General features: G+C 42.6%; 13 protein-coding genes and 1 pseudogene. 13 read left to right on the top strand and 1 reads right to left on the bottom strand.

The window, feature by feature from the left end; all coding sequences use genetic code 11:
- Window positions 1–115 precede the first annotated feature (115 nt).
- The 12 genes and pseudogenes from B1L02_RS20650 (at window position 116) to asd (ending at window position 16,802) form a co-directional block, all read left to right on the top strand.
- Window positions 116–2,470 carry a GH92 family glycosyl hydrolase gene (locus tag B1L02_RS20650; protein WP_088532646.1) on the top strand — a complete coding sequence of 785 codons (2,355 nt, stop codon included), beginning with the start codon at window positions 116–118 and terminating at the stop codon, window positions 2,468–2,470.
- Complete coding sequence (locus B1L02_RS20645; protein WP_088532645.1) at window positions 2,470–3,237, top strand: basic secretory protein-like protein; 768 nt, start codon at window positions 2,470–2,472, stop codon at window positions 3,235–3,237. Before B1L02_RS20650 ends, B1L02_RS20645 begins: the two co-directional genes overlap by 1 nt.
- Window positions 3,238–3,434: 197 nt before the next feature.
- A pseudogene (locus B1L02_RS20640) lies at window positions 3,435–5,323 on the top strand (methyl-accepting chemotaxis protein).
- Window positions 5,324–5,573: 250 nt separating this feature from the next.
- Window positions 5,574–6,323 (top strand): DUF3450 domain-containing protein, encoded by a 750-nt coding sequence (locus B1L02_RS20635; protein WP_010378702.1) that lies wholly within the window; start codon window positions 5,574–5,576, stop codon window positions 6,321–6,323.
- Between the two features lie 14 nt (window positions 6,324–6,337).
- Window positions 6,338–7,705: a MotA/TolQ/ExbB proton channel family protein gene (locus tag B1L02_RS20630; protein WP_010378704.1), complete on the top strand. Its 1,368-nt coding sequence runs from the start codon at window positions 6,338–6,340 to the stop codon at window positions 7,703–7,705.
- 2 nt (window positions 7,706–7,707) lie between these two features.
- The gene (locus B1L02_RS20625; RefSeq protein ID WP_088532644.1) at window positions 7,708–8,235 is read left to right on the top strand and encodes a MotA/TolQ/ExbB proton channel family protein; all 528 of its coding nucleotides are present in this window, start codon (window positions 7,708–7,710) and stop codon (window positions 8,233–8,235) included.
- Between the two features lie 22 nt (window positions 8,236–8,257).
- Entirely contained in the window at window positions 8,258–8,668 is a 411-nt protein-coding gene (locus tag B1L02_RS20620) for an ExbD/TolR family protein (protein WP_010378708.1), read from the top strand.
- 9 nt (window positions 8,669–8,677) lie between these two features.
- The gene (locus tag B1L02_RS20615; protein ID WP_010378710.1) at window positions 8,678–9,283 is read left to right on the top strand and encodes an energy transducer TonB; all 606 of its coding nucleotides are present in this window, start codon (window positions 8,678–8,680) and stop codon (window positions 9,281–9,283) included.
- Between the two features lie 21 nt (window positions 9,284–9,304).
- Window positions 9,305–10,615 (top strand): tetratricopeptide repeat protein, encoded by a 1,311-nt coding sequence (locus B1L02_RS20610; RefSeq protein ID WP_088532643.1) that lies wholly within the window; start codon window positions 9,305–9,307, stop codon window positions 10,613–10,615.
- A gap of 191 nt (window positions 10,616–10,806) precedes the next feature.
- A complete protein-coding gene (locus B1L02_RS20605; protein WP_088532642.1) occupies window positions 10,807–12,477 on the top strand; it encodes a hypothetical protein in 1,671 nt (556 codons plus the stop codon).
- Window positions 12,478–12,554: 77 nt separating this feature from the next.
- Window positions 12,555–15,242 (top strand): TonB-dependent receptor domain-containing protein, encoded by a 2,688-nt coding sequence (locus tag B1L02_RS20600; RefSeq protein ID WP_088532641.1) that lies wholly within the window; start codon window positions 12,555–12,557, stop codon window positions 15,240–15,242.
- Window positions 15,243–15,686: 444 nt separating this feature from the next.
- Window positions 15,687–16,802, top strand: a complete 1,116-nt coding sequence (gene asd / locus B1L02_RS20595; RefSeq protein WP_069019193.1) for an aspartate-semialdehyde dehydrogenase — start codon at window positions 15,687–15,689, stop codon at window positions 16,800–16,802.
- Between the two features lie 179 nt (window positions 16,803–16,981).
- Here the strand turns inward: asd and B1L02_RS24760 are convergent, their stop codons facing one another.
- Entirely contained in the window at window positions 16,982–17,179 is a 198-nt protein-coding gene (locus tag B1L02_RS24760; RefSeq protein ID WP_223192183.1) for a hypothetical protein, read from the bottom strand.
- Between the two features lie 233 nt (window positions 17,180–17,412).
- Between B1L02_RS24760 and B1L02_RS20585 the strand changes: the two genes are divergently transcribed.
- On the top strand, window positions 17,413–19,407 hold the full coding sequence (locus tag B1L02_RS20585; RefSeq protein ID WP_088532640.1) for a methyl-accepting chemotaxis protein: 1,995 nt from the start codon (window positions 17,413–17,415) through the stop codon (window positions 19,405–19,407).
- Window positions 19,408–19,411 lie beyond the last annotated feature (4 nt).

The following is a 19,411-nucleotide window of genomic DNA, read 5'->3' as shown; positions in this document are numbered from 1 at the left end:
TCGCCTTTTTTATTGCATAATTTTTTCATCGCAGAGTATTGAATACGTATTCATAAAGGGTATTATAAAACAAAATTGGAACGCTCCAATTCAAAACAAAAACTAGGAGAGAGTAATGCGAGCTAAAACTTGGGCGTTGGCAGTCACACAAAGTGTGCTGTTAAGCGCAACGGTTCACGCAACTGAATCAAATACACAATGGGTCGACACCTTCATCGGTACCGGCGGTGATGGCCACACCTTCCCGGGTGCGGTTGTCCCATTTGGTATGGTGCAATTGAGTCCAGATACAGATAACCCGATGCGCGGAGTTTCACCTCAGCCAGAAATCTACAAGCGCTGCGCAGGTTATCACTATGACGACCATACCATTGTTGGTTTCTCGCACACACATTTCTCTGGCACTGGCCACTCAGATCTTGGCGATTTACTGATCATGCCAATGACCGGCGAAGTAAAGCTTGACGCAGGTACCGCTGACAACCCGGACGTGGGTTATCGTTCACGTTTTTCTCATGACCAAGAGTGGTCAGAACCTGGCTATTACGGTGTTGACTTACTCGACTATGGCGTCAAAGCTGAAGTCACAGCAACCACGCGAGTGGGTATGCATAAATACAGCTTCAATAAGGCAAAGCAAGGCCATGTATTACTTGATTTGACCTCAGCAATCTATAACTTTGAGAACAAAGTGATTTGGAGCGACATCCGCAAAATAAACGACACCACACTCGTAGCTTACCGTGCAACTAATGGCTGGGCGCGTAACCGCCAAATGTATTTTGCCATCGAGTTTTCGAAACCTATCGATGACTATCAGTTTTATAATCTAGACAACAACCGCTACCGCTGTATGAATTGCTTAGGCAAAGACAACAAGCACTCGACGATTGAGAATACCGCAGTAAAAATGACAGCAGGTAAAGCCGTTAAGTTTGTTGCAAGCTTCGATAATCTAGATGAAAAGCCGCTGTTGGTTAAGGTTGGACTTTCCGCCGTCAGCCGTAAAAATGCATTAGAGAACTTAAAAACCGAAGTACCAAATTGGGATTTTGATACAGTTCGTGCAAATGCCAAGTCACAGTGGGCGAATTACCTAGATAAAGTCGACGTGGAAGGCACAAAAGCGCAAAAACGTCAGTTCTACACCGCGCTTTATCACGCACTACAAGCGCCCAACATCTACCAAGATGTCAACGGCCAGTATCGTGGGGTTGATGGTGAAATTCATGATGGAAAAGGTTTTGAGCACTATACCTTATTCTCGTTGTGGGATACCTATCGTGCATTACACCCGTTACTCACTTATATCGACCCAGACCGCGTATCCGGCATGATCCAATCTATGCTGGTACATTATCAGCAAAGTTATGAAAAAATGTTACCTATTTGGTCGTTCCATGCACACGAAACATGGACCATGATTGGTTATCATGCAGTTTCAGTTATTGCTGATGCTTATCTAAAAGGGATCAGAAATTACGATATCGACTTAGCGGTAGAAGCGATTGAAAACACGGCTAACAACCCAGTATATGACGCCATCCCAGAATACAAGAAGTTTGGCTATGTACCGATGGACGTACTTCCAGAGTCTATCTCTATCACACTTGAGTATGCTTACGATGATTTTGCCATTGCAAGAATGTATGAAGCGATGGGTAATACCAGCAAAGCGACAGAGTATTATCGCCGCGCGATGAACTATAAAAATGTGTTCAATAAAGAAACCGGTTACATGCAAGGGCTGGACTCAAAAGGCAACTGGGATCCGGAGTTTGATCCGTTTGAAGCAAAATATATGGGTCCTTACACCGAAGGTAACGCTAAGCAATATAGCTTCTATGTACCGCACGATGTTGCTGGTTTGATTGAACTAATGGGTGGCGACGATGCATTTGAAGCCCGCCTAGATGCGCTGTTTGATACCCACCTTTCTGAAGAGATGATCAAAGAGCACGAGGATATTGCAGGCCTGATTGGTAACTATGCCCATGGTAATGAACCTAGCCATCATATTGCCTATCTATATAACTACGCTGGTAAACCATGGAGAACCCAAGAACGCATTCGTCAGATCATGGATACCTTAAGCTCAGACAAGCCCGATGGCCTAGCTGGTAACGACGATGTCGGTCAGATGTCTGCTTGGTATATATTCTCAGCGATGGGCTTCTATCCTGTTGCGCCAGGAGACTTAAGCTATGCGATTGGTGCGCCTCAGGTGCCAGAAGTTACGTTGAAACTTGCAAACGGCAAAGCGTTTAAAACCGTTGCAAAAGATTTTAGTGACAAAAATAAATACATCAAATCCGTTAAATTGAATGGCAAACCGCTTGCTCGCAGCTACATCACACATAACGATATTATGAATGGCGGTACATTGGAGTATCAAATGTCTAGCAAGCCTAACAAAGCATGGGGTCAATCCAAAACACAAAGACCACCTTCATTGTCGGAGTATAAGTAATGGTTAAAGCAGGAATACTTCTTGCGGCTATTACCACCTTTGCAAGTGCGCCGTTCGCACTTGCAGGCGAAGCTGATAATGCCGCAGCGCGATTAAAACCGATCGCGTTTCAGTCAGACTTAGCATGGCGCCAATTCCCTCTGCCTGCCGTTTCGCTCAGCAAAACAACTAAAATTAACCATTTCGCATGGCAAGAAGTTGATAAAAAAGTAGTGGAGCAAATAAGCTATAACGTGGCTAGGTTACTGTATAAGGACATCGAAGACGCGCCTAAACTACCAACGCTCCATATTGTCTTTGAAGATCTAAAAGGTGTTGCATATAAAGAGGGAGATTTTAACGGCGCAACCATCCACATCAGTGCAAATTACATGGAAAACTTTTCCAAATCGCACAGTGAAACAGAATCCGTCGACGAACTTATCGGTATTCTCTATCATGAAATTGCCCATGCGTATCAGCTAGATGATCATAATTACAAGGAAATAGGGCCAATCATTGAGGGAATAGCGGATGTTGTTAGACTAAAAGCCGGGTATATTCCTGATAACACCCAAAAGCCTGGAGGCAACTATAAAGATGGCTATAAAAATACGGCATTCTTTATCGATTGGTTATCAAAGCAAAGTAACCGAGACCTACTTCAGGAAATCAATGCTCAGTTGGACCCACATGACAACATAAAGTGGGACTGGCAATACTTCGAGCAATCATCAGGTGTTAAATTAGATACTGCTTGGCAACATTATCAAGCGTCGTTACTTTAAGGTAAGGTGAGCTTAGTCTCACCTTTATTTAACACTCGCTCTAAATCTCTATCATTTCCTGCCGATAATCAAAGACAAACCTTTGAGTTTTTGATAAATATAGTTACAAAGGAACCTAGTTCCTAAATCTATTAATAACAATCGGCCAACAAGTTGATTGCTTGGTTGAAGAAAAGAACAAGTTCAACAGGATCATGATGTTTAAAGCGCTAAAGTTCACCACCAAAGTAACCGTAGCAGCCTCCCTTGTGTTAGTGATTGTGCTCGGCTTATTTACCGTAAACAACTTTCTCGTTATGCGAGACCAAACTCAAGCTCGGCTTACCTTGGTTTTACAAGAGATTTCCAGCTCGGTTTCACAAAATATCGCCAATTGGCTCAATGACAGACTTGAAATCGTGGTCTCCATTGCTGATGGACATAGAGCAGATGATTCCACTGAACAAATAAGAAGACGGTTAAAAACCGCAGACACTGCCGGGGATTTCAAAAACGTCTTTATTGGCACGCCAGATGGTACATTCGTGTTGGATGATCCGAGTATTCAACTTCCTGCTGACTTTGATGCGACCAGTCGCCCTTGGTACAAGCTCGCGGAGCAAAAACAAGATACCGCTTTTACCGCACCTTATATCGACGTTACTACCAACGAATTCACTATTTCTGCCGTTGTACCAGTCAAACAAGGAGGCCGTTTCGCAGGTGTAGCAGGGGGGACATTGACATGTCAACCATCACAGAAATTATCAATGAAATTGACTTCTTGGGATTTGGTTACGGCTTTTTACTCGATGAAAGCGGCAAAATACTCAGTCACCCAGATACCAAACTGAATGACAAGCCGATGTCAGAGCTATTCGGTGAGCGCCTGTCATTAAATCGAGATTTCACTGAGCTTGAAATTAATGGCACAGAAAAGCTCGTTTCATTTGTGAAAATGAAAGGCATTAAAAATGTCGACTGGTATCTTGGCGTTGTCATTAATAAAGAAATTGCCTATTCGTCCGTATCTTCTTTTAGAAATATGGCGGCTATCTATATGCTGCTTGGCGTGATTGCGATTGTGGTGATGCTACAACTATTGCTCAAGTATCTGATGCGCCCGATGTACAATCTCAATGCAGCCATCAAAGACATCGCCCAAGGTGAAGGAGACCTTACTCGCAGATTAGTCGTAGAAAATCAAGATGAATTTGGCGAGTTATCCGATTATTTCAACCAATTTATCGACAAGATTCATGCTTCTATTACGCAGGTAAAAAATACCACGGTGACACTTGAAAACGTGGTGAATAGTTTGGTTGCGCAAACGCAAGATACCTTATCGATGTATACAGATCAGTCAAAGCGCACCGATAGCGTCGCGACGGCCATCAACGAGCTTTCTTCAAGTGCACAAGAGATCTCAAACAATGCAACCCATGCTTCAGAACTTGCCAGTAACGCCAACAAGCTTTCGATTGAAAGCCAACATTCACTCACTCAAAATATCGAAGAAATCGCTTCACTGACACAAAAAATGTCTCAAGCACAAGACACGCTGGATGGGTTGGATAAACTCTCAGGCAGCATAGGGCAAGTACTTGAGGTGATTAAAGGAGTTAGCGAACAAACCAACTTACTAGCGTTAAATGCTGCCATTGAAGCAGCTAGGGCTGGTGAGGCTGGACGTGGATTCGCCGTCGTTGCCGATGAAGTAAGGCAATTAGCACAGCGCACGCAAGAGTCAACGCAAGAAATCGAAAGCACTATTGTACAACTACAACAAGGTTCTGCTTCAGCTGTGGCCGTAATGAAAGCGAGTTTAGAAGACTCAGCAAGAAGCGCCGATAGAGCCAATGCTTCAGGTACTAAAATGCAAGAAGTTAGCAATTCGATTGATGCCATAGACGGCGTTAACCATGCAGTAGCCAGCGCCACCCACCAGCAAAACACCGTTATCCAAACATTAGATAGCGACATTCATCATATTAGTGACCTCAGCCTGCAAGGCAGCAATAACCTAACCGCAACCCTTGAAGAGTGTAAGTCATTGAAACTACAGTTCGACGAATTAGAACAAATGGTGCTCAAGTTTAGAGTCTAACGCCATCTCACTAGTGCTTAAAAGCCGCTTAACAAAAGGCGGTTTTTTTGTGATCCTTTTATGACAAAAAACACATGCAACATCTTATTAACCAACAAAATCCCATCAAAACCAACAAGTTAATTGATTAATGTAATTTCAATGACAGCTGTCACATTTGTGTATTAGTTGCGCAACATGGTTGTCATTTTTCGTAATTAGACTGCACCCAGTTTTTTAGCAACTAGCAATAATTTATAAGGTGTATGCGATGAAGTGCGTTAACCACTTGCTTATAGCAGGTATGCTAGCAACGGCCTCCGCCGGAGCAACAGAATTAAATCAAGCGATGGACAAAAGTGCAGCTATCAATGAATCTGCATTAAAGTCTCAAGGGAAAATCGATGGTATTGCAGACGATATGCAGTCTCGTTTGCAAAAGTTCAAGACGTTGAACAAAGAAATCGACGGCCTATCTGTTTACAACGCTCAATTAGAAAAACAAATCAAAAACCAACTTGAAGAAATGGCGGCCATTAACACCTCTATGGATCAGGTTTCGGTGATCGAGCGTCAAATCACACCTCTCATGATGCGCATGATCACAGGTCTGAAACAGTTCGTTGAATTAGATGTGCCTTTCCTTCCTAAAGAGCGTGCTGAGCGTATTACTCAGTTAACTAACTTGATGGATCGTGCTGATATTTCATCAAGTGAGAAGTTCCGCCGCGTACTTGAAGCTTACCAAGTTGAAGTTGACTACGGACGTACTATCGAAGCTTACACCTCATTACTTGACGTGAATGGACAAGAACGTGAAGTAGATTTCCTACGAATTGGTCGTCTTGAGCTGCTTTATGTCACGAAAGATGGTAGCCAAGCTGGCTTTTGGAACAAAGACAGTAACGCTTTTGACGCATTACCAGATACCAACATCAGCCAAATCAATAAAGGCATTCGCATCGCACGTAAGCAGTTAGCACCTGACATGTTAACGCTTCCAGTTCAGGCTGCAGAGTAATAGGTGAGACCACTATGAAATTCGTACAAAAATTCACTAAACACGCTATTTTCGCAACAACACTTGCGTTAACCGCATCTGCGCATGCTGAACAAGCATTAGATTTAGATTCGCTACTTAAAACCTTAGAGCAAGGGCAAACCGCACAAACAGCGCAAAATAAACAACGTGAAGCCGAGTTCAAAGCGCAGCAAAACAACCAAATCCAAATGTTGAATGCGTTAACGGGTGAACGTAACCAAGCGTTGGCTAAATCTGAACGTCTAGAAACCAATTTCGAAGAAAACGAAATTAAACTGGCCAACCTAAGTGACACCCTTAGCAAGCGTATGGGGACATTAAAAGAGCTATTCGGTGTGCTTCAGCAAGTAGCTGGCGACAGTTCAAATAAGTTCGCAACGTCTGTGGTATCTGCTGAAATTAAAGGTCGTGATGATTACATGACTGAGCTTGCGAAAAAGATGGGCTCAACATCACGTCTAGCATCAATCGAAGACATTGAGAAAGTCTGGTTTGAGATGCAACGTGAAATGACAGAACAAGGTAAAGTATCGCGCTTTAATACCGAAGTTATCGTAGCCGGTGGTGCCAAGCAAAACAAAGAAGTGCTTCGCGTCGGTGCGTTTAACTTAATCGCTGATGGTAAATACCTGACTTACAACAACGATACACAAACACTTTCTGAACTGACTCGTCAGCCAGCGTCTCGTTTCACCTCAACAGCGGGTGAATTACAAAGTGCGAAAGCAGGTTCTGTAGATTTTGCCCTTGACCCAACAGGCGGTTCAATTCTTGGTCTACTAGTACAAGCGCCAAATACCGAAGAACAAGTACACCAAGGTGGCGCGGTAGGTTACGTTATTTTAGGTGTAGGTTTACTGGCACTACTTATTGCAATTGAGCGTTTTGTATCACTCATGTTGATGGGTTCTAAAATCAATCGTCAGCTTAAAGATAGCGTTGCCCGTGACGACAACCCGCTAGGTCGTGTGATGAAAGTGAAAGAGCAATATCCAGATGTGGCTTACGATACGCTAGAACTTAAGTTAAGCGAAGCAATCCTTCGTGAGATGCCAAAGATCACTCGTAACCTGACTTTAATCAAAATTATTTCAGTCGTAGCACCTCTACTTGGTCTACTCGGTACTGTGACCGGTATGATCAACACCTTCCAAGCAATCACCTTGTTTGGTACAGGCGACCCTAAACTCATGGCTGGTGGTATTTCTCAGGCCCTTGTAACCACCGTACTTGGTCTGGTTGTCGCTATCCCAACCGTATTCCTTTACACACTACTAAACACACGTTCTCGTAACTTGCTCCTTATTCTTCAAGAGCAGAGCGCGGGGATCATTGCAGAGCGTAGCGAGAAAGGAGCGTAATCGTGGTTTTATTGCTTGATGCAATTAACGCTTTACGTGAATTCCTTGATACAGGTGGCCAGGTTCTCCTGGTCATCGGCTTCGTAACCTTCGCCATGTGGCTACTTATTCTCGAGCGCTTCATGTTTGTGTTCGGTAAATACAGAGGCTACAAAAACGAAGTCCTACAAGCTTGGAACTCTCGAAATGAGCGTAACAGTTGGAACGCAGAGCAGATAAGACAAGCAACTATCTCTCGCGTGGGGATCAAACTCAACACCAACTTACCTTATATCAACGTCATGGTGGCACTGTGTCCTTTACTAGGACTTCTAGGTACGGTAACCGGCATGATTGAAGTATTTGATGTAATGGCGATCACCGGATCAGGCAGTGCACGCTCTATGGCGTCTGGGGTATCAAAAGCAACTATTCCGACAATGGCAGGCATGGTTGGCGCGCTTTCGGGTGTATTTGCATCGACCTACCTACAGCGTAAAGCCAAGCGTGAAGTTGAGTTGTTAGAAGATAAAATGCTACTAGACCATTAATCGGTCATGTGAGGAAAGAATTATGAGAGCACCACTTGCAAAAGTATTCCAAGAAGAGGAAGCAGAAGAAATCAACATGACACCAATGCTGGACGTTGTATTTATCATGCTTATCTTCTTTATTGTAACTGCCTCTTTCGTTAAAGAAGCGGGTATTGATGTTAACCGCCCAGAAGCGGCCACTGCAGTGAAAAAGCAAAGAGCCAATATCCTGGTTGCAATTTCAGATACTGGTGAAATTTGGATTAACAAACGCCAAGTAGACATCCGTGCAGTTCAAGCAAACATTGAGCGTCTTAAAGCGGAAAACCCGCAGGGTAGTGTGGTTATTCAAGCTGATAAAAAGGCAACTACTGACACGCTAATCAAAGTAATGGATGCATCACGCGCAGCTGGCGCATTTGATGTTTCAATTGCAGCACAGGAGTCATAGGAACATACCATGCGTTACTTAATTGCTTTAGTAATTGCAGGCATAGTTACCTTTTTCCTTTTCTTGGGTATGCAAGCGCTTATCCAAGGAGGGGAAGGAGCAATGACAGATCCTGTAAAAGGACAAGTACTAGATTTCGTCCGTCTTAAAAAAGAAGAGACGGTGGAGAAAAAAGAGCGTAAGCCACAAAAGCCACCAACACCTAAAGAGCCGCCTCCGCCAATGGATGCACCACAAACACAGAACAACAATCTTGACGCAACAGGCGGCAACTTTGATTTCAGTGCCAATGTGGACGCCGACGTAGATTTGGCGGGTGGTTTAGCACTTGAGTCCAGTGATGGTGAATATCTGCCAATCGTAAAAGTTGCGCCGGTATATCCAAGACGTGCGTTATCACGCGGCATTGAGGGGTATGTGATTGTTGAGTTCATTGTAACTAAACAAGGCACCGTGAGAAACCCTGTTGTAGTAAGCGCCGAACCGGAATCAATCTTTGACCAAGCAGCGCTCGATGCAGCTTTGAAATTTAAATACAAACCTCGTGTCGTAAACGGTGAACCGGTTGAAGTTGCGGGTGTTCAAAATAAGATTTCATTTCAAATTAATGGCTAACCGCCATTAAGGATTGCGATTATGAAAATATTTAAAAAAATTACGTTAATAAGTGCGTTATTTAGCACAGGTTTAATAGCACCGAGTCTCATTTCGGTCATACCAAATGTTAATTTGGCAACGGCTTATGCAGACTCAGAAACTAAAACCAAGCGTGTGCCCGCGCTACGCGAAAAAGTGTATAGTCAACTGGCTCGCGCGCAAAAACTTGCAGACGACGGTCAAGTTGCAGAAGGCCTCGCCGCATTAGATTCGGTGAAAGAACGCGTTTCGAGTATGAATAGCTACGAAGTGGCCATGATGTATAACTTCTATGGTTTTATTTATTACAACGAGAACAAGCTCGACAAGGCCATCGAATCTTTCAAAGCCGTTATTGCTGAAGAATCTATTCCTGAGTCCCTGCGTCTTTCTACGACATTTAGTTTGGCTCAATTGGCCATGGCAAACAATGATTTTGAAAGTACATTATCATTCCTTGATCAGTGGAACGAAGTTAATACGCAGGCCCCAAAAAGTAACTTTTATATTTTAAAGGCGCAAGCACAATATCAACTAAAAAAATATAATGATGCGATAAACAATATAAATACTGCGATTGATTTAGTTGAAGCCGACGGTGAACTACCAAAAGAACACTGGTTAGTTCTTCAACGTGCGATATATTACTCATTAAATCAGCCGAAAAAAGTAGCGGATGTTTTAGAGAAAATGGTTACCCTTTATGACAAACCACAATACTGGATCCAGCTTGGTGGTATGTACGGTGAGATAGGTGCCGAGAAAAAACAGCTTGCAACATTTGAAACTGCGAAGCAAAGGGGCTTTATAAAATCAAAATCTGATTATATGCAACTTGCTCAAGTCTATTTAATGAACGCCCTGCCTTTTAAAGCAGCGGAAGCACTCGATAACGGAATAAAAGCAGGTGTCGTTGAAGACAGCGCCAAAAACTTAACTTTTATCGCAGAAGCTTTCGTTCAAGCAAGAGAAGATAAAAAGTCACTACCTTTTTTCCTAGCTGCAACTGAAAAAGTTGAACATGGCAATTTAGATCAGAGACTTGCAGAGATCTACTTAAATCTTGAAAAATATGATGAAGCCGCAGATCACGCCCGACTTGCGCTCAATAAAGGCGATTTAACGTTTGAGTCTAACGCCTATGTTGCACTTGGAATGGCACAGTTTAACCTGCAAAACTTTGATGCGTCTATATTGGCATTCGAACAAGCGGAAAAGCACAAAAAATCAGCAAACCTCGCTAAACAATGGATTAAATATGTGAAGCGAGAAAAAGTTCATGCTGAAACATTAAAACAAGCTTTATTATAATATTTTATAATCGCAACACCAAAGCCGCCTTCGGGCGGTTTTTTTATTTTTAAAAGTTCCAACTTTCATTATGAAGATTTAATTACAATCATTTTGTGTAATCTTCATGTAATAAAACCCCATTAATTTAGTCACATCATTTAAACACAGTAAAAAAATAATTTTTTAAAAGTCTACTATTGGAGTTAGCAATGGAACTAAAAAACCTCTTCAGAGTCTCTGCAATCGTCGCTGCTATGGCACTTACTGGTTGTGGTGGTGACATCGAAGTTACACCTACTGTAAACGATAACAGCACTAACAATTCAAACAATACAACAAACAATGGCGATTCAGGCGGTGATACAGGTGGCGATACTGGCACAACTAACCCTTGTACAACTCGCGCTGTAGGAAGCACTGAAGTTCAAGGTACGTTCCAAGCACCACACTGTGTATACGGCACTGACTTTGCTTCTAAATCACTAGAAGTACAAGCTGATGTGACATTCAAAAAACTTGAGAATGGCGGTGCTCACGTATTTAAAGGTGCACTTTTAATCGGTAAAGATTGTAACACGTCAACAGGTTGTACAATCGAGGCGAACGGCCCAACACTAACTGTAGAGCCAGGTGCAGTAATGGCATTCACTTCTGGTGAGTCTGTGGTTCGTATCGCGCGTGGTGCGAAAATCAACGCAGTTGGTACTGCAGCTGAGCCAATTCGTTTCACTTCAGCAGCAGAATTTGACGCATTTAACCTAGCAGGTATCGGTCCACAGTTTGCTGACTGGGGTGGTATCATGGTTAACGGTTTTGGTATCACAAACGAATGTACTGATGCAGAGCGTGATGGCGACCTTTGTAATGCAGATTCTGAAGGTGTAACAAGCTACTATGGCGGTAAAAACAACGCAGATAGCAGCGGTCAAATCAAATATGCACACATTTGGTATGCAGGTTCTGGTCCTCGTGATGGCGGCCCTGGGGACGACTTAAACTCACTAACACTAAATGCTGTGGGTTCTGGTTCAAGCTTTGAATTCCTTCACATTCACCAAGGTTTTGACGATGGTATCGAATTCTTCGGTGGTGCTGCAAACATCAAAAATATCGTAGTAACAGATACTCAAGATGATGGTATCGACGTTGATGCGGGCTGGCAGGGTAAAGGTCAGTTTATTGTTGTTAAACACGGTACGATTCAAACAAAGCGTGACGTTACTTATGCTGATGACAACGGCGACGCAGTACTAATTCCTGCTGGCACAGAAGGCTTCATGGGTAACAATGGTTTTGAAACCGATGGTGAAAAAGCAGCAGGCCCTGATTACAGCCAAGCACCAGCATCTACGCTTAATTTTGCAAACGTAACTGTGTTAACGACTGATGGTAACTCAATTCGTGATGATGACGAATCACAAGGTATGAAGTTTGACGATGCTATCCGTGGTATGTATTACAACGCATTAGTAGTTAAATCATCAGCTGCGAATGGCACTGAATGTTTAGAGTTTAAAGATGATAAGGCTGCTGCAAACGCTGAAGCTGATACGCTTAACTATGTAAGCTCTGTACTTGCTTGTGCTGCAAACTTTAAAAATGGTTCTGACCCATTACCTGCAGGTGAAGGTAAAGAGGACTGGTTTGTTAACGCAGGTTCTAACCAAATTCTAAACGGTGCAGCTGACGTACTTGCAGCAGACGGCTTCTCAACAAATTCAAGCTCTACCGCTATCACTGTTGAAGCAAACGACCTAAGCAGCCTAAATGACAACTTCTTCACGACTGTTGATTACATTGGTGCGGTATCTGATAAAGATACATCTTCTGAATGGTATCAGTGGGTTAAGAAAGCAATTGAGGCTTCAAACGCTGACTAATTATCCGTAATGACCTTAGTTATTACAATTAAGGCGCAGTCATTGCGCCTTTTTTATGATTTTTGGCAGGATTGCATATGGATACTCAAATGAAATTTAAAAAAGTTGCTTTAGCCATCAGTACGGCACTCACAGTCGCAACTTCTCTACCAAGTGTTGCAGAAGAAGAACAGGCAATCGAAGAAGTTGTTGCGGTAGGTACTCGTTTGCAAGGTAGTGCTGCGGCGGTAATTGAAGAACGTAAAAACCAAGCCTTCGTTGCGGATATCTTAGGCGCAGAGCAGCTATCTAGAACAGGTGATAGTGATGCAGCATCCGCGCTACGTCGAGTTACCGGCCTTACGTTAGTTGACGGCAAGTTTATCTATGTTCGTGGCCTAGGTGAGCGTTACTCAAGTGCTCGCCTAAATGGTGCCGCAGTACCGAGCCCGGACTTAACCCGAAACGTTATTCCACTCGATATTTTTCCAGCAAGCATTATTGAAAGTCTAGCGGTACAAAAAGCTTATTCTCCGTCAATGCCTGCTGCATTCGGTGGTGGTAACATCGATATCCGTACCAAGTCTGTACCATCGGAGTTCACCGCAGGTATTGAGGTAGGTATTGGCCAAAACTTTAATTCTGATAAAGGCTTTACCTACAGCGGAACCGCGGAAGGCATACCTCAAGTGCTACAAGATGCGGTTGTAAGATATCGTGGTAACTTTGACATCGGTGAAGTTGTAGACAAAAACGGGTTCAAAGATAAAGACGGACTAACACGTGCGGATCAAGCAATTGACGTGATCAAAGGTTTTGTGTCATCACTTCCACGCGATATTCAAGTCAAAGAAGAGTCGCTAGATCCGAACTTTGATGTAAAAGCCAACATTGGCAATAGTTTCCAAGAAGATTGGTTAGGCGGCACGGTAGGTTTTATGCTTGCGGGTTCCTATGACAACGACTGGAATTATAGTGACCGCACAACAGGCGTTATTGACGACACATTAGCTGAAAACTGTACTTCAAAACTAGAAACCGCAGAAGACACAGCCAATTCCTGTTATGTGACACTTAAAGAATCTAAAGTAACGACTGAGACTGAACGCCTAAATGGTGTATTCAATATCGGTTACCGCTTAGATCAGCATAGTATTACTTATTCTAAGATTTATCTCGAAGATAACGAAACCGAATCAGAGTTTTCCGTATTACAAAGCCCTAACGGCAGTACCGTTAGAACTATCGCGGGAACAGGCGCGGCACAGCGTTCACATCAGTTTGATTACGAAGAACGCACGTTGGATATCGACCAAGTGATTGGTCAACACACGTTCCTCGATTACTGGGGTATTGGCTTTGACTGGCAGTATACAGAGTCAAAAGCGCAAACCGATATTCCAACTGAAATCGACTTTAAGTTTATTGATAACTATAACGAAGATGGTTCTTACAAAAACTCCATCGTTACCGGTGATGATAACCGTATAACGTACGCCTTTACCGACATGGAAGACAACGTAAAGTCTTACAGCGGTAATGTCACCTTACCGTTAACCTTCGAGGGCATAGAAATTACCCTTAAAGGTGGTTATGACTTTATGGATAGAGCGCGTGTTTACAATACCAGTAACTTCGTTGTAAACAACAAAAGTGGTATATCCATCCCAGTAAACTTTGATGAGTCTGAGATCTATGGATTATCGGGTTATCTAGACGATGAGTTTTTGAACAACAACACTTTCTTGTTGACCTTCAACGAACCTCAGGCACCAGCGGCGGACGATTATATCGCGGCGCAAAAGATTGATGCGGGCTATGGTGAGTTTGATATCTTCTTCGACAATACCTGGCGTATTAGTGGTGGTATTCGTTACGAAGACTTTAAACAAGTGTCACTTGCAACGTCGAGTCTGATCTTCGACCGCATAACGATGGAAACGATTTACGATGAAGAGCGTATTTTAGCCGGTACAGTTAACGAAGATAACTTCTTTAACGCACTATCGCTAACGTACCTTTCAGACAGTAACTATCAAGTACGTTTTGGTTATGGTGAAACCACAGTACGCCCTGACTTACGTGAGTTAGTACCGGTTGCCTACTATGATCCACTAACCGATATCCGCACCTTCGGTGTAGCTGGCCTAAAGAGTAGCGACCTGAAAAACTATGACGCGCGCTTTGAGTACTATATGGATAATGGCGACAACTTCTCAGTTGCGGCATTCTATAAAGACATCACGGCACCAATAGAAACCATCTTACGGGTTGGTGATGAAGACTATACAGCAACCTTCGTAAATGGTGAGGAAGGCGAAGTATACGGTATCGAAGCCGAGTGGTTATATGACTTATCGGGCCTTGCGAGTGGCTTCTTTACGTCAGGTAACATCACCTTAAGTGATTCTGAAGTATCGATAGATCCTGCTCGTGCTGGTAACTTAACCAATCCAACAAAGCGTATGACGGGTCACTCAGAGTACGTAGTTAATATGCAATTAAACTATGATTCGGCTGATGGCCAACATAGTGGTTCATTAGTGTATAACGTCTTTGGTGAGCGTATTTTGGCTTCTGGGATTGGTGGTAGAGATGATGCTTATGAGCAACCATTTCACTCACTTGACTTAGTATATACTTGGTATCCAGACTTTAACTCTAAAGTTAAATTTAAAGTCAAGAACTTGCTAAATGAAGATCAAGAAGTAACTCAATCTGACGTGGTAGTAAGACAAAAAGATGTCGGCACCTCTGTTAGCCTGAGCTACAGCTACGAGTTCTAAAGAACAACTAAGCTTTAACCAAAGCCAAGGCATGCCTTGGCTTTTTTGATCTTTATCAATCTTCGAGATATTTTTTCCTACTAATTCATTATTTCATGGACTAAGTTCTGTAACTTTGTGTATAGTTGGTCTATATATAAAAATATATCCAAATACTTCAGTAGGTTACTAGGTTGTTAATATACTTGTCATATTTAACCAGTAACATTATTTAAGAGCTTTAAAAACAAAACCATAGCTCGTTACGTACCGAGTTCTTGTTGACGCAAATGCGTTTAATTAGGACAACCTTTACATGTTGTATCCAAACCCCGCCATGCGGGGTTTTTTATTTATTAAAATCCTCATTTCTAGCTAGTCCACCTCGTATTCTTTTGCTATGGTAGCCATCTAGACATACGACTCACGCAATGATCCGTATAATCAAGAATTAAGGCACATAACATGAAAAAAGTAGGACTCGTCGGCTGGCGTGGAATGGTTGGCTCCGTGCTAATGGAGCGTATGCAGCAAGAAAATGACTTTGATGTCATTGATCCACACTTCTTTACTACCTCACAAGCAGGTCAACTTGGCCCCGTTGTTAAAGGTGGTGGTGAGCCAAAGCCACTTCAAGACGCAAGCGACATTCAATCACTGAGCGAAATGGATATTATCATCTCCTGCCAAGGCGGAGATTATACCAAATCTGTATATCCTTCATTGCGTGAACAGGGCTGGGAAGGCTATTGGATAGATGCAGCCTCAGCACTTAGAATGGAAAAAGACAGTATTATTGTGCTTGACCCTGTCAATAAAGATGTCATTCAACAAGGTCTTGAACAAGGCGTAAAAACCTTTGTCGGTGGTAACTGCACGGTTTCTCTTATGCTACTTGCGCTTGGTGGTTTGTTCGAGCAAGACTTAATAGAGTGGGTGAGTCCAATGACCTATCAAGCGGCATCAGGTGCAGGCGCAAGAAATATGCGTGAACTCATCACTCAAATGGGTGAGATCCACAGCTCCGTTAAAGCACAACTCGACGACCCAAGCTCAGCCATCTTAGAAATCGATAAGCTTGTGGCAGAAAAAATCAAAGATGAATCTTTACCACAAGATCAATTTGGTGTGCCGTTAGCCGGCAGCTTAATTCCATGGATTGACGTTCCAATGCCGTCTGGTCAAAGTAAAGAAGAGTGGAAAGCACAAGTAGAAGCAAACAAAATCCTTGGCTCGTCAAAGCAGCCCATTCCTATCGACGGATTGTGTGTACGAATTGGCGCGATGCGCTGTCATTCACAAGCGCTCACCATCAAGTTACGTGAAAATCGAAGTGTCGAAGAAATAGAGGAAATTCTAGCGGCACATAATGAATGGGTTCGCGTTATTCCAAATGAGCGTGATATTACGGCAAAAGAGCTAACTCCGGTAAATGTTACTGGCACACTGAGTATTCCTGTAGGCAGGATAAGAAAGCTCACAATGGGTGAAAAATATATCAGTGCATTTACTGTCGGTGATCAACTTTTATGGGGGGCGGCAGAGCCACTTCGTAGAATGTTAAGGATCATTACAGGTTAATTTCTAAAGGCGCCTTCGGCGCCTTTTCTTTTTTAATCGATGACTTTTGTAAGACTGATTAAGGCGTTTTCATTCTCACCATCGTGACATCGAGTATCACCGCTGTCTCTATTTTCGATGACTAAGCGATATACGGTGCGGTATTTTTCACCTTCGCGGATAGCATCTAAAACCGGAGCCTATAGGTAGTGCTGTTCTGGATAAATAATAACAGGCTCAAGATCGACTCCGGACTCACGCTCAAACCTAACTTCGTAGCTATTATTACCATTTGAATAAAGGTCGTACACGATGCCTTTACACCTAAATACAACCGCATATGACTTCAACGAGATAAGCGCAAGGCTCACTAACATTAGTTTGATTAATCCTTTCATACATTCCTCTATTTAATTTTGACGCCAATACCATTATCAGCAACAAGAATGTAGCAACACTGCATTCCCATCTATTTTCAAAAAAATTACTTTAAATAACATCTATCATATCCTTACAACCTCGAAACGCTAAATCCATCACGAAGTTTGTTACAAAATATCTCACATTAATTTTGTTGGACTATAGTTACCTTGATTAAACAATAATCTACGCTCGCACTACGGAGAGACGAATGGGTATTTTGAAAAGATTTTCAATTATGCAACTCACGATGATAAGTTCTATCTCGTTACTTGCATTTTTACTATTTTTAGTTGGCAAAAACGTTTTAAATAATTGGAAACTGTACAATGCCGCCGATCAAAATATCAACTATGTCGTTTTACTCGACGCCATTGAGAAAGTAGCGCATCACCATGCGGTAGAGCGCGGCTTAACGGCTGGCTTCCTTGGTAACCCTACCAGTGATAACAAAAGAAAAGTCGACGAGCAACGAGAAATTGCCGATCAAACAATATCAACGCTTAAAAGTGTTCACTCTTCACTGTTTCTTAAAGATAAAAATGTAAAAAAGTGGCTTCCGTATATTTTTGAAGTAGAAGCCAACAAAAACCGCATAAGAGATGAGGTCGACAGAAAAAATGGCGGTAATGCCTTTGCTTACTACAGCAAACTCAATCAAGTTTCACTAAACACGGCTGCAAAAATTCAAGCCTATGTATCAGATAGGACCTTATCGTCGGAACTTTCCATTGCGTTTCTTATCGCACAGAGTAAAGAGCGCCTTGGTCAGATCCGTGGCAAGGTTAATGGAGCGCTTGCAAAGAAAGCAATGTCAAACACCATTAAGGACGATATTAAATACTATCGCCAACAGCTAGAGATGTCATTACATCAATTAGAAACTGCACTTGAAGGTACTCAACAAAACAATTTAAACGAATTTTTATCTTCAAGGGAAGCGAAAGAGTTCAAGCGTACTTTGGATAAACTCACCACTCAAGGGAACATTGATTTCGATGGGTTACCGTCAAGTAACGAGTGGTTCGCAACCGCATCTAATTTAATTGGCAAACTAAAAATCAAACTTGACTCGGTATGGGAAAAAACTGTTAAAGATAGTAAGCAGAACAAATCTGATATTGCCTTTGAAAGCAGTTTAACGTTCGTGCTCTTCGTCATCGTGCTTGGTTTTATCGTGCTGATCAATTTCCATTTAATCCGTTCGCTGAGATCTCAGCTCTCACAGTTAACGCACATATTAAAAAAGGTAGCGGAAGATGGGGATTTAACTTTGGATATGCGTTTAAACACAAGTGATGAGTTAGGACAGATTTCCGAGTCGGTATATAACACAATCAATGCTTTCAAAGACTTGATGGTAGGCCTGGCTAAGTCGGTAAAGGTAGGTACTAAGCTTGGCGAAAAGATGCATATAGCGGCCTCTAACGTCAATGAGGATGCACAAAAAACCCAAGGGATGGCATCTTCCATTGCGGTTGCAATAGAAGAAATGGCCGCAACTAGCCAAGAAATCGCAAAACTCGCGCAAGATACGCTTGATGCCAGCGACCAACTCAACATCGAATCACAGCAGTTACTTGCAGACAACCAAAAGAACTTAGACACCATGAAAACCCTCTCGACGAGTATGAACGCCGTCGACGAGATGGCCGCGAGTATGGAAAAGCAAGTGTCTGAGATAAATACTATCTTGGATTCAATTCGCAGTGTTGCCGAACAGACTAATCTACTTGCGCTCAATGCCGCAATAGAAGCAGCCCGCGCAGGCGAGCATGGTCGTGGCTTTGCAGTTGTAGCCGATGAAGTGCGAGGACTTGCAAACAACAGTAAACAATCTTCTGAGCAAATTTCCACACTGTTACTTAGCCTGTCAGAGATAAGCCAAAGCGTTGTTAAGTCAATCAAAGAAAATACACAGCTAACACAAAATACCATGAACGAAGTAGAAGAAACGCGTAAAATATCGCTCAAAGTAAACGAACACAGCGCACATGTTGAAAAACTCACGACCTCAGTTGCCACCGCAGCCTGCGAACAATCAGAAGTCGCCGCCGATATATCACAAAACACCGCCGCAGTGCTTGACGCTGCAAACCATGAATTAGATACATCGAAAGCGTTAAATGAGTTGTTTAAAGATATGAAATTAAACAGTGATACGCTGCAACGCACAATGGATATATTTAAAATTGATAAGAGCTAGCAAC

This window comes from Pseudoalteromonas piscicida (assembly GCF_002208135.1).
Classification (GTDB): Bacteria; Pseudomonadota; Gammaproteobacteria; order Enterobacterales; family Alteromonadaceae; genus Pseudoalteromonas; species Pseudoalteromonas piscicida_A.
The sequence above is the reverse complement of the archived record's forward strand: the minus strand, read 5'-3'. Positions and strand labels throughout refer to the sequence as shown.

Coding starts and splice junctions, on each gene's coding strand:
- B1L02_RS20650 (WP_088532646.1), top strand. CDS start 116: ATGCGAGCTAAAACTTGGGCGTTGGCAGTCACACAAAGTGTGCTGTTA.
- B1L02_RS20645 (WP_088532645.1), top strand. CDS start 2,470: ATGGTTAAAGCAGGAATACTTCTTGCGGCTATTACCACCTTTGCAAGT.
- B1L02_RS20635 (WP_010378702.1), top strand. CDS start 5,574: ATGAAGTGCGTTAACCACTTGCTTATAGCAGGTATGCTAGCAACGGCC.
- B1L02_RS20630 (WP_010378704.1), top strand. CDS start 6,338: ATGAAATTCGTACAAAAATTCACTAAACACGCTATTTTCGCAACAACA.
- B1L02_RS20620 (WP_010378708.1), top strand. CDS start 8,258: ATGAGAGCACCACTTGCAAAAGTATTCCAAGAAGAGGAAGCAGAAGAA.
- B1L02_RS20615 (WP_010378710.1), top strand. CDS start 8,678: ATGCGTTACTTAATTGCTTTAGTAATTGCAGGCATAGTTACCTTTTTC.
- B1L02_RS20610 (WP_088532643.1), top strand. CDS start 9,305: ATGAAAATATTTAAAAAAATTACGTTAATAAGTGCGTTATTTAGCACA.
- B1L02_RS20605 (WP_088532642.1), top strand. CDS start 10,807: ATGGAACTAAAAAACCTCTTCAGAGTCTCTGCAATCGTCGCTGCTATG.
- B1L02_RS20600 (WP_088532641.1), top strand. CDS start 12,555: ATGGATACTCAAATGAAATTTAAAAAAGTTGCTTTAGCCATCAGTACG.
- asd (WP_069019193.1), top strand. CDS start 15,687: ATGAAAAAAGTAGGACTCGTCGGCTGGCGTGGAATGGTTGGCTCCGTG.
- B1L02_RS24760 (WP_223192183.1), bottom strand. CDS start 17,179: ATGAAAGGATTAATCAAACTAATGTTAGTGAGCCTTGCGCTTATCTCG.
- B1L02_RS20585 (WP_088532640.1), top strand. CDS start 17,413: ATGGGTATTTTGAAAAGATTTTCAATTATGCAACTCACGATGATAAGT.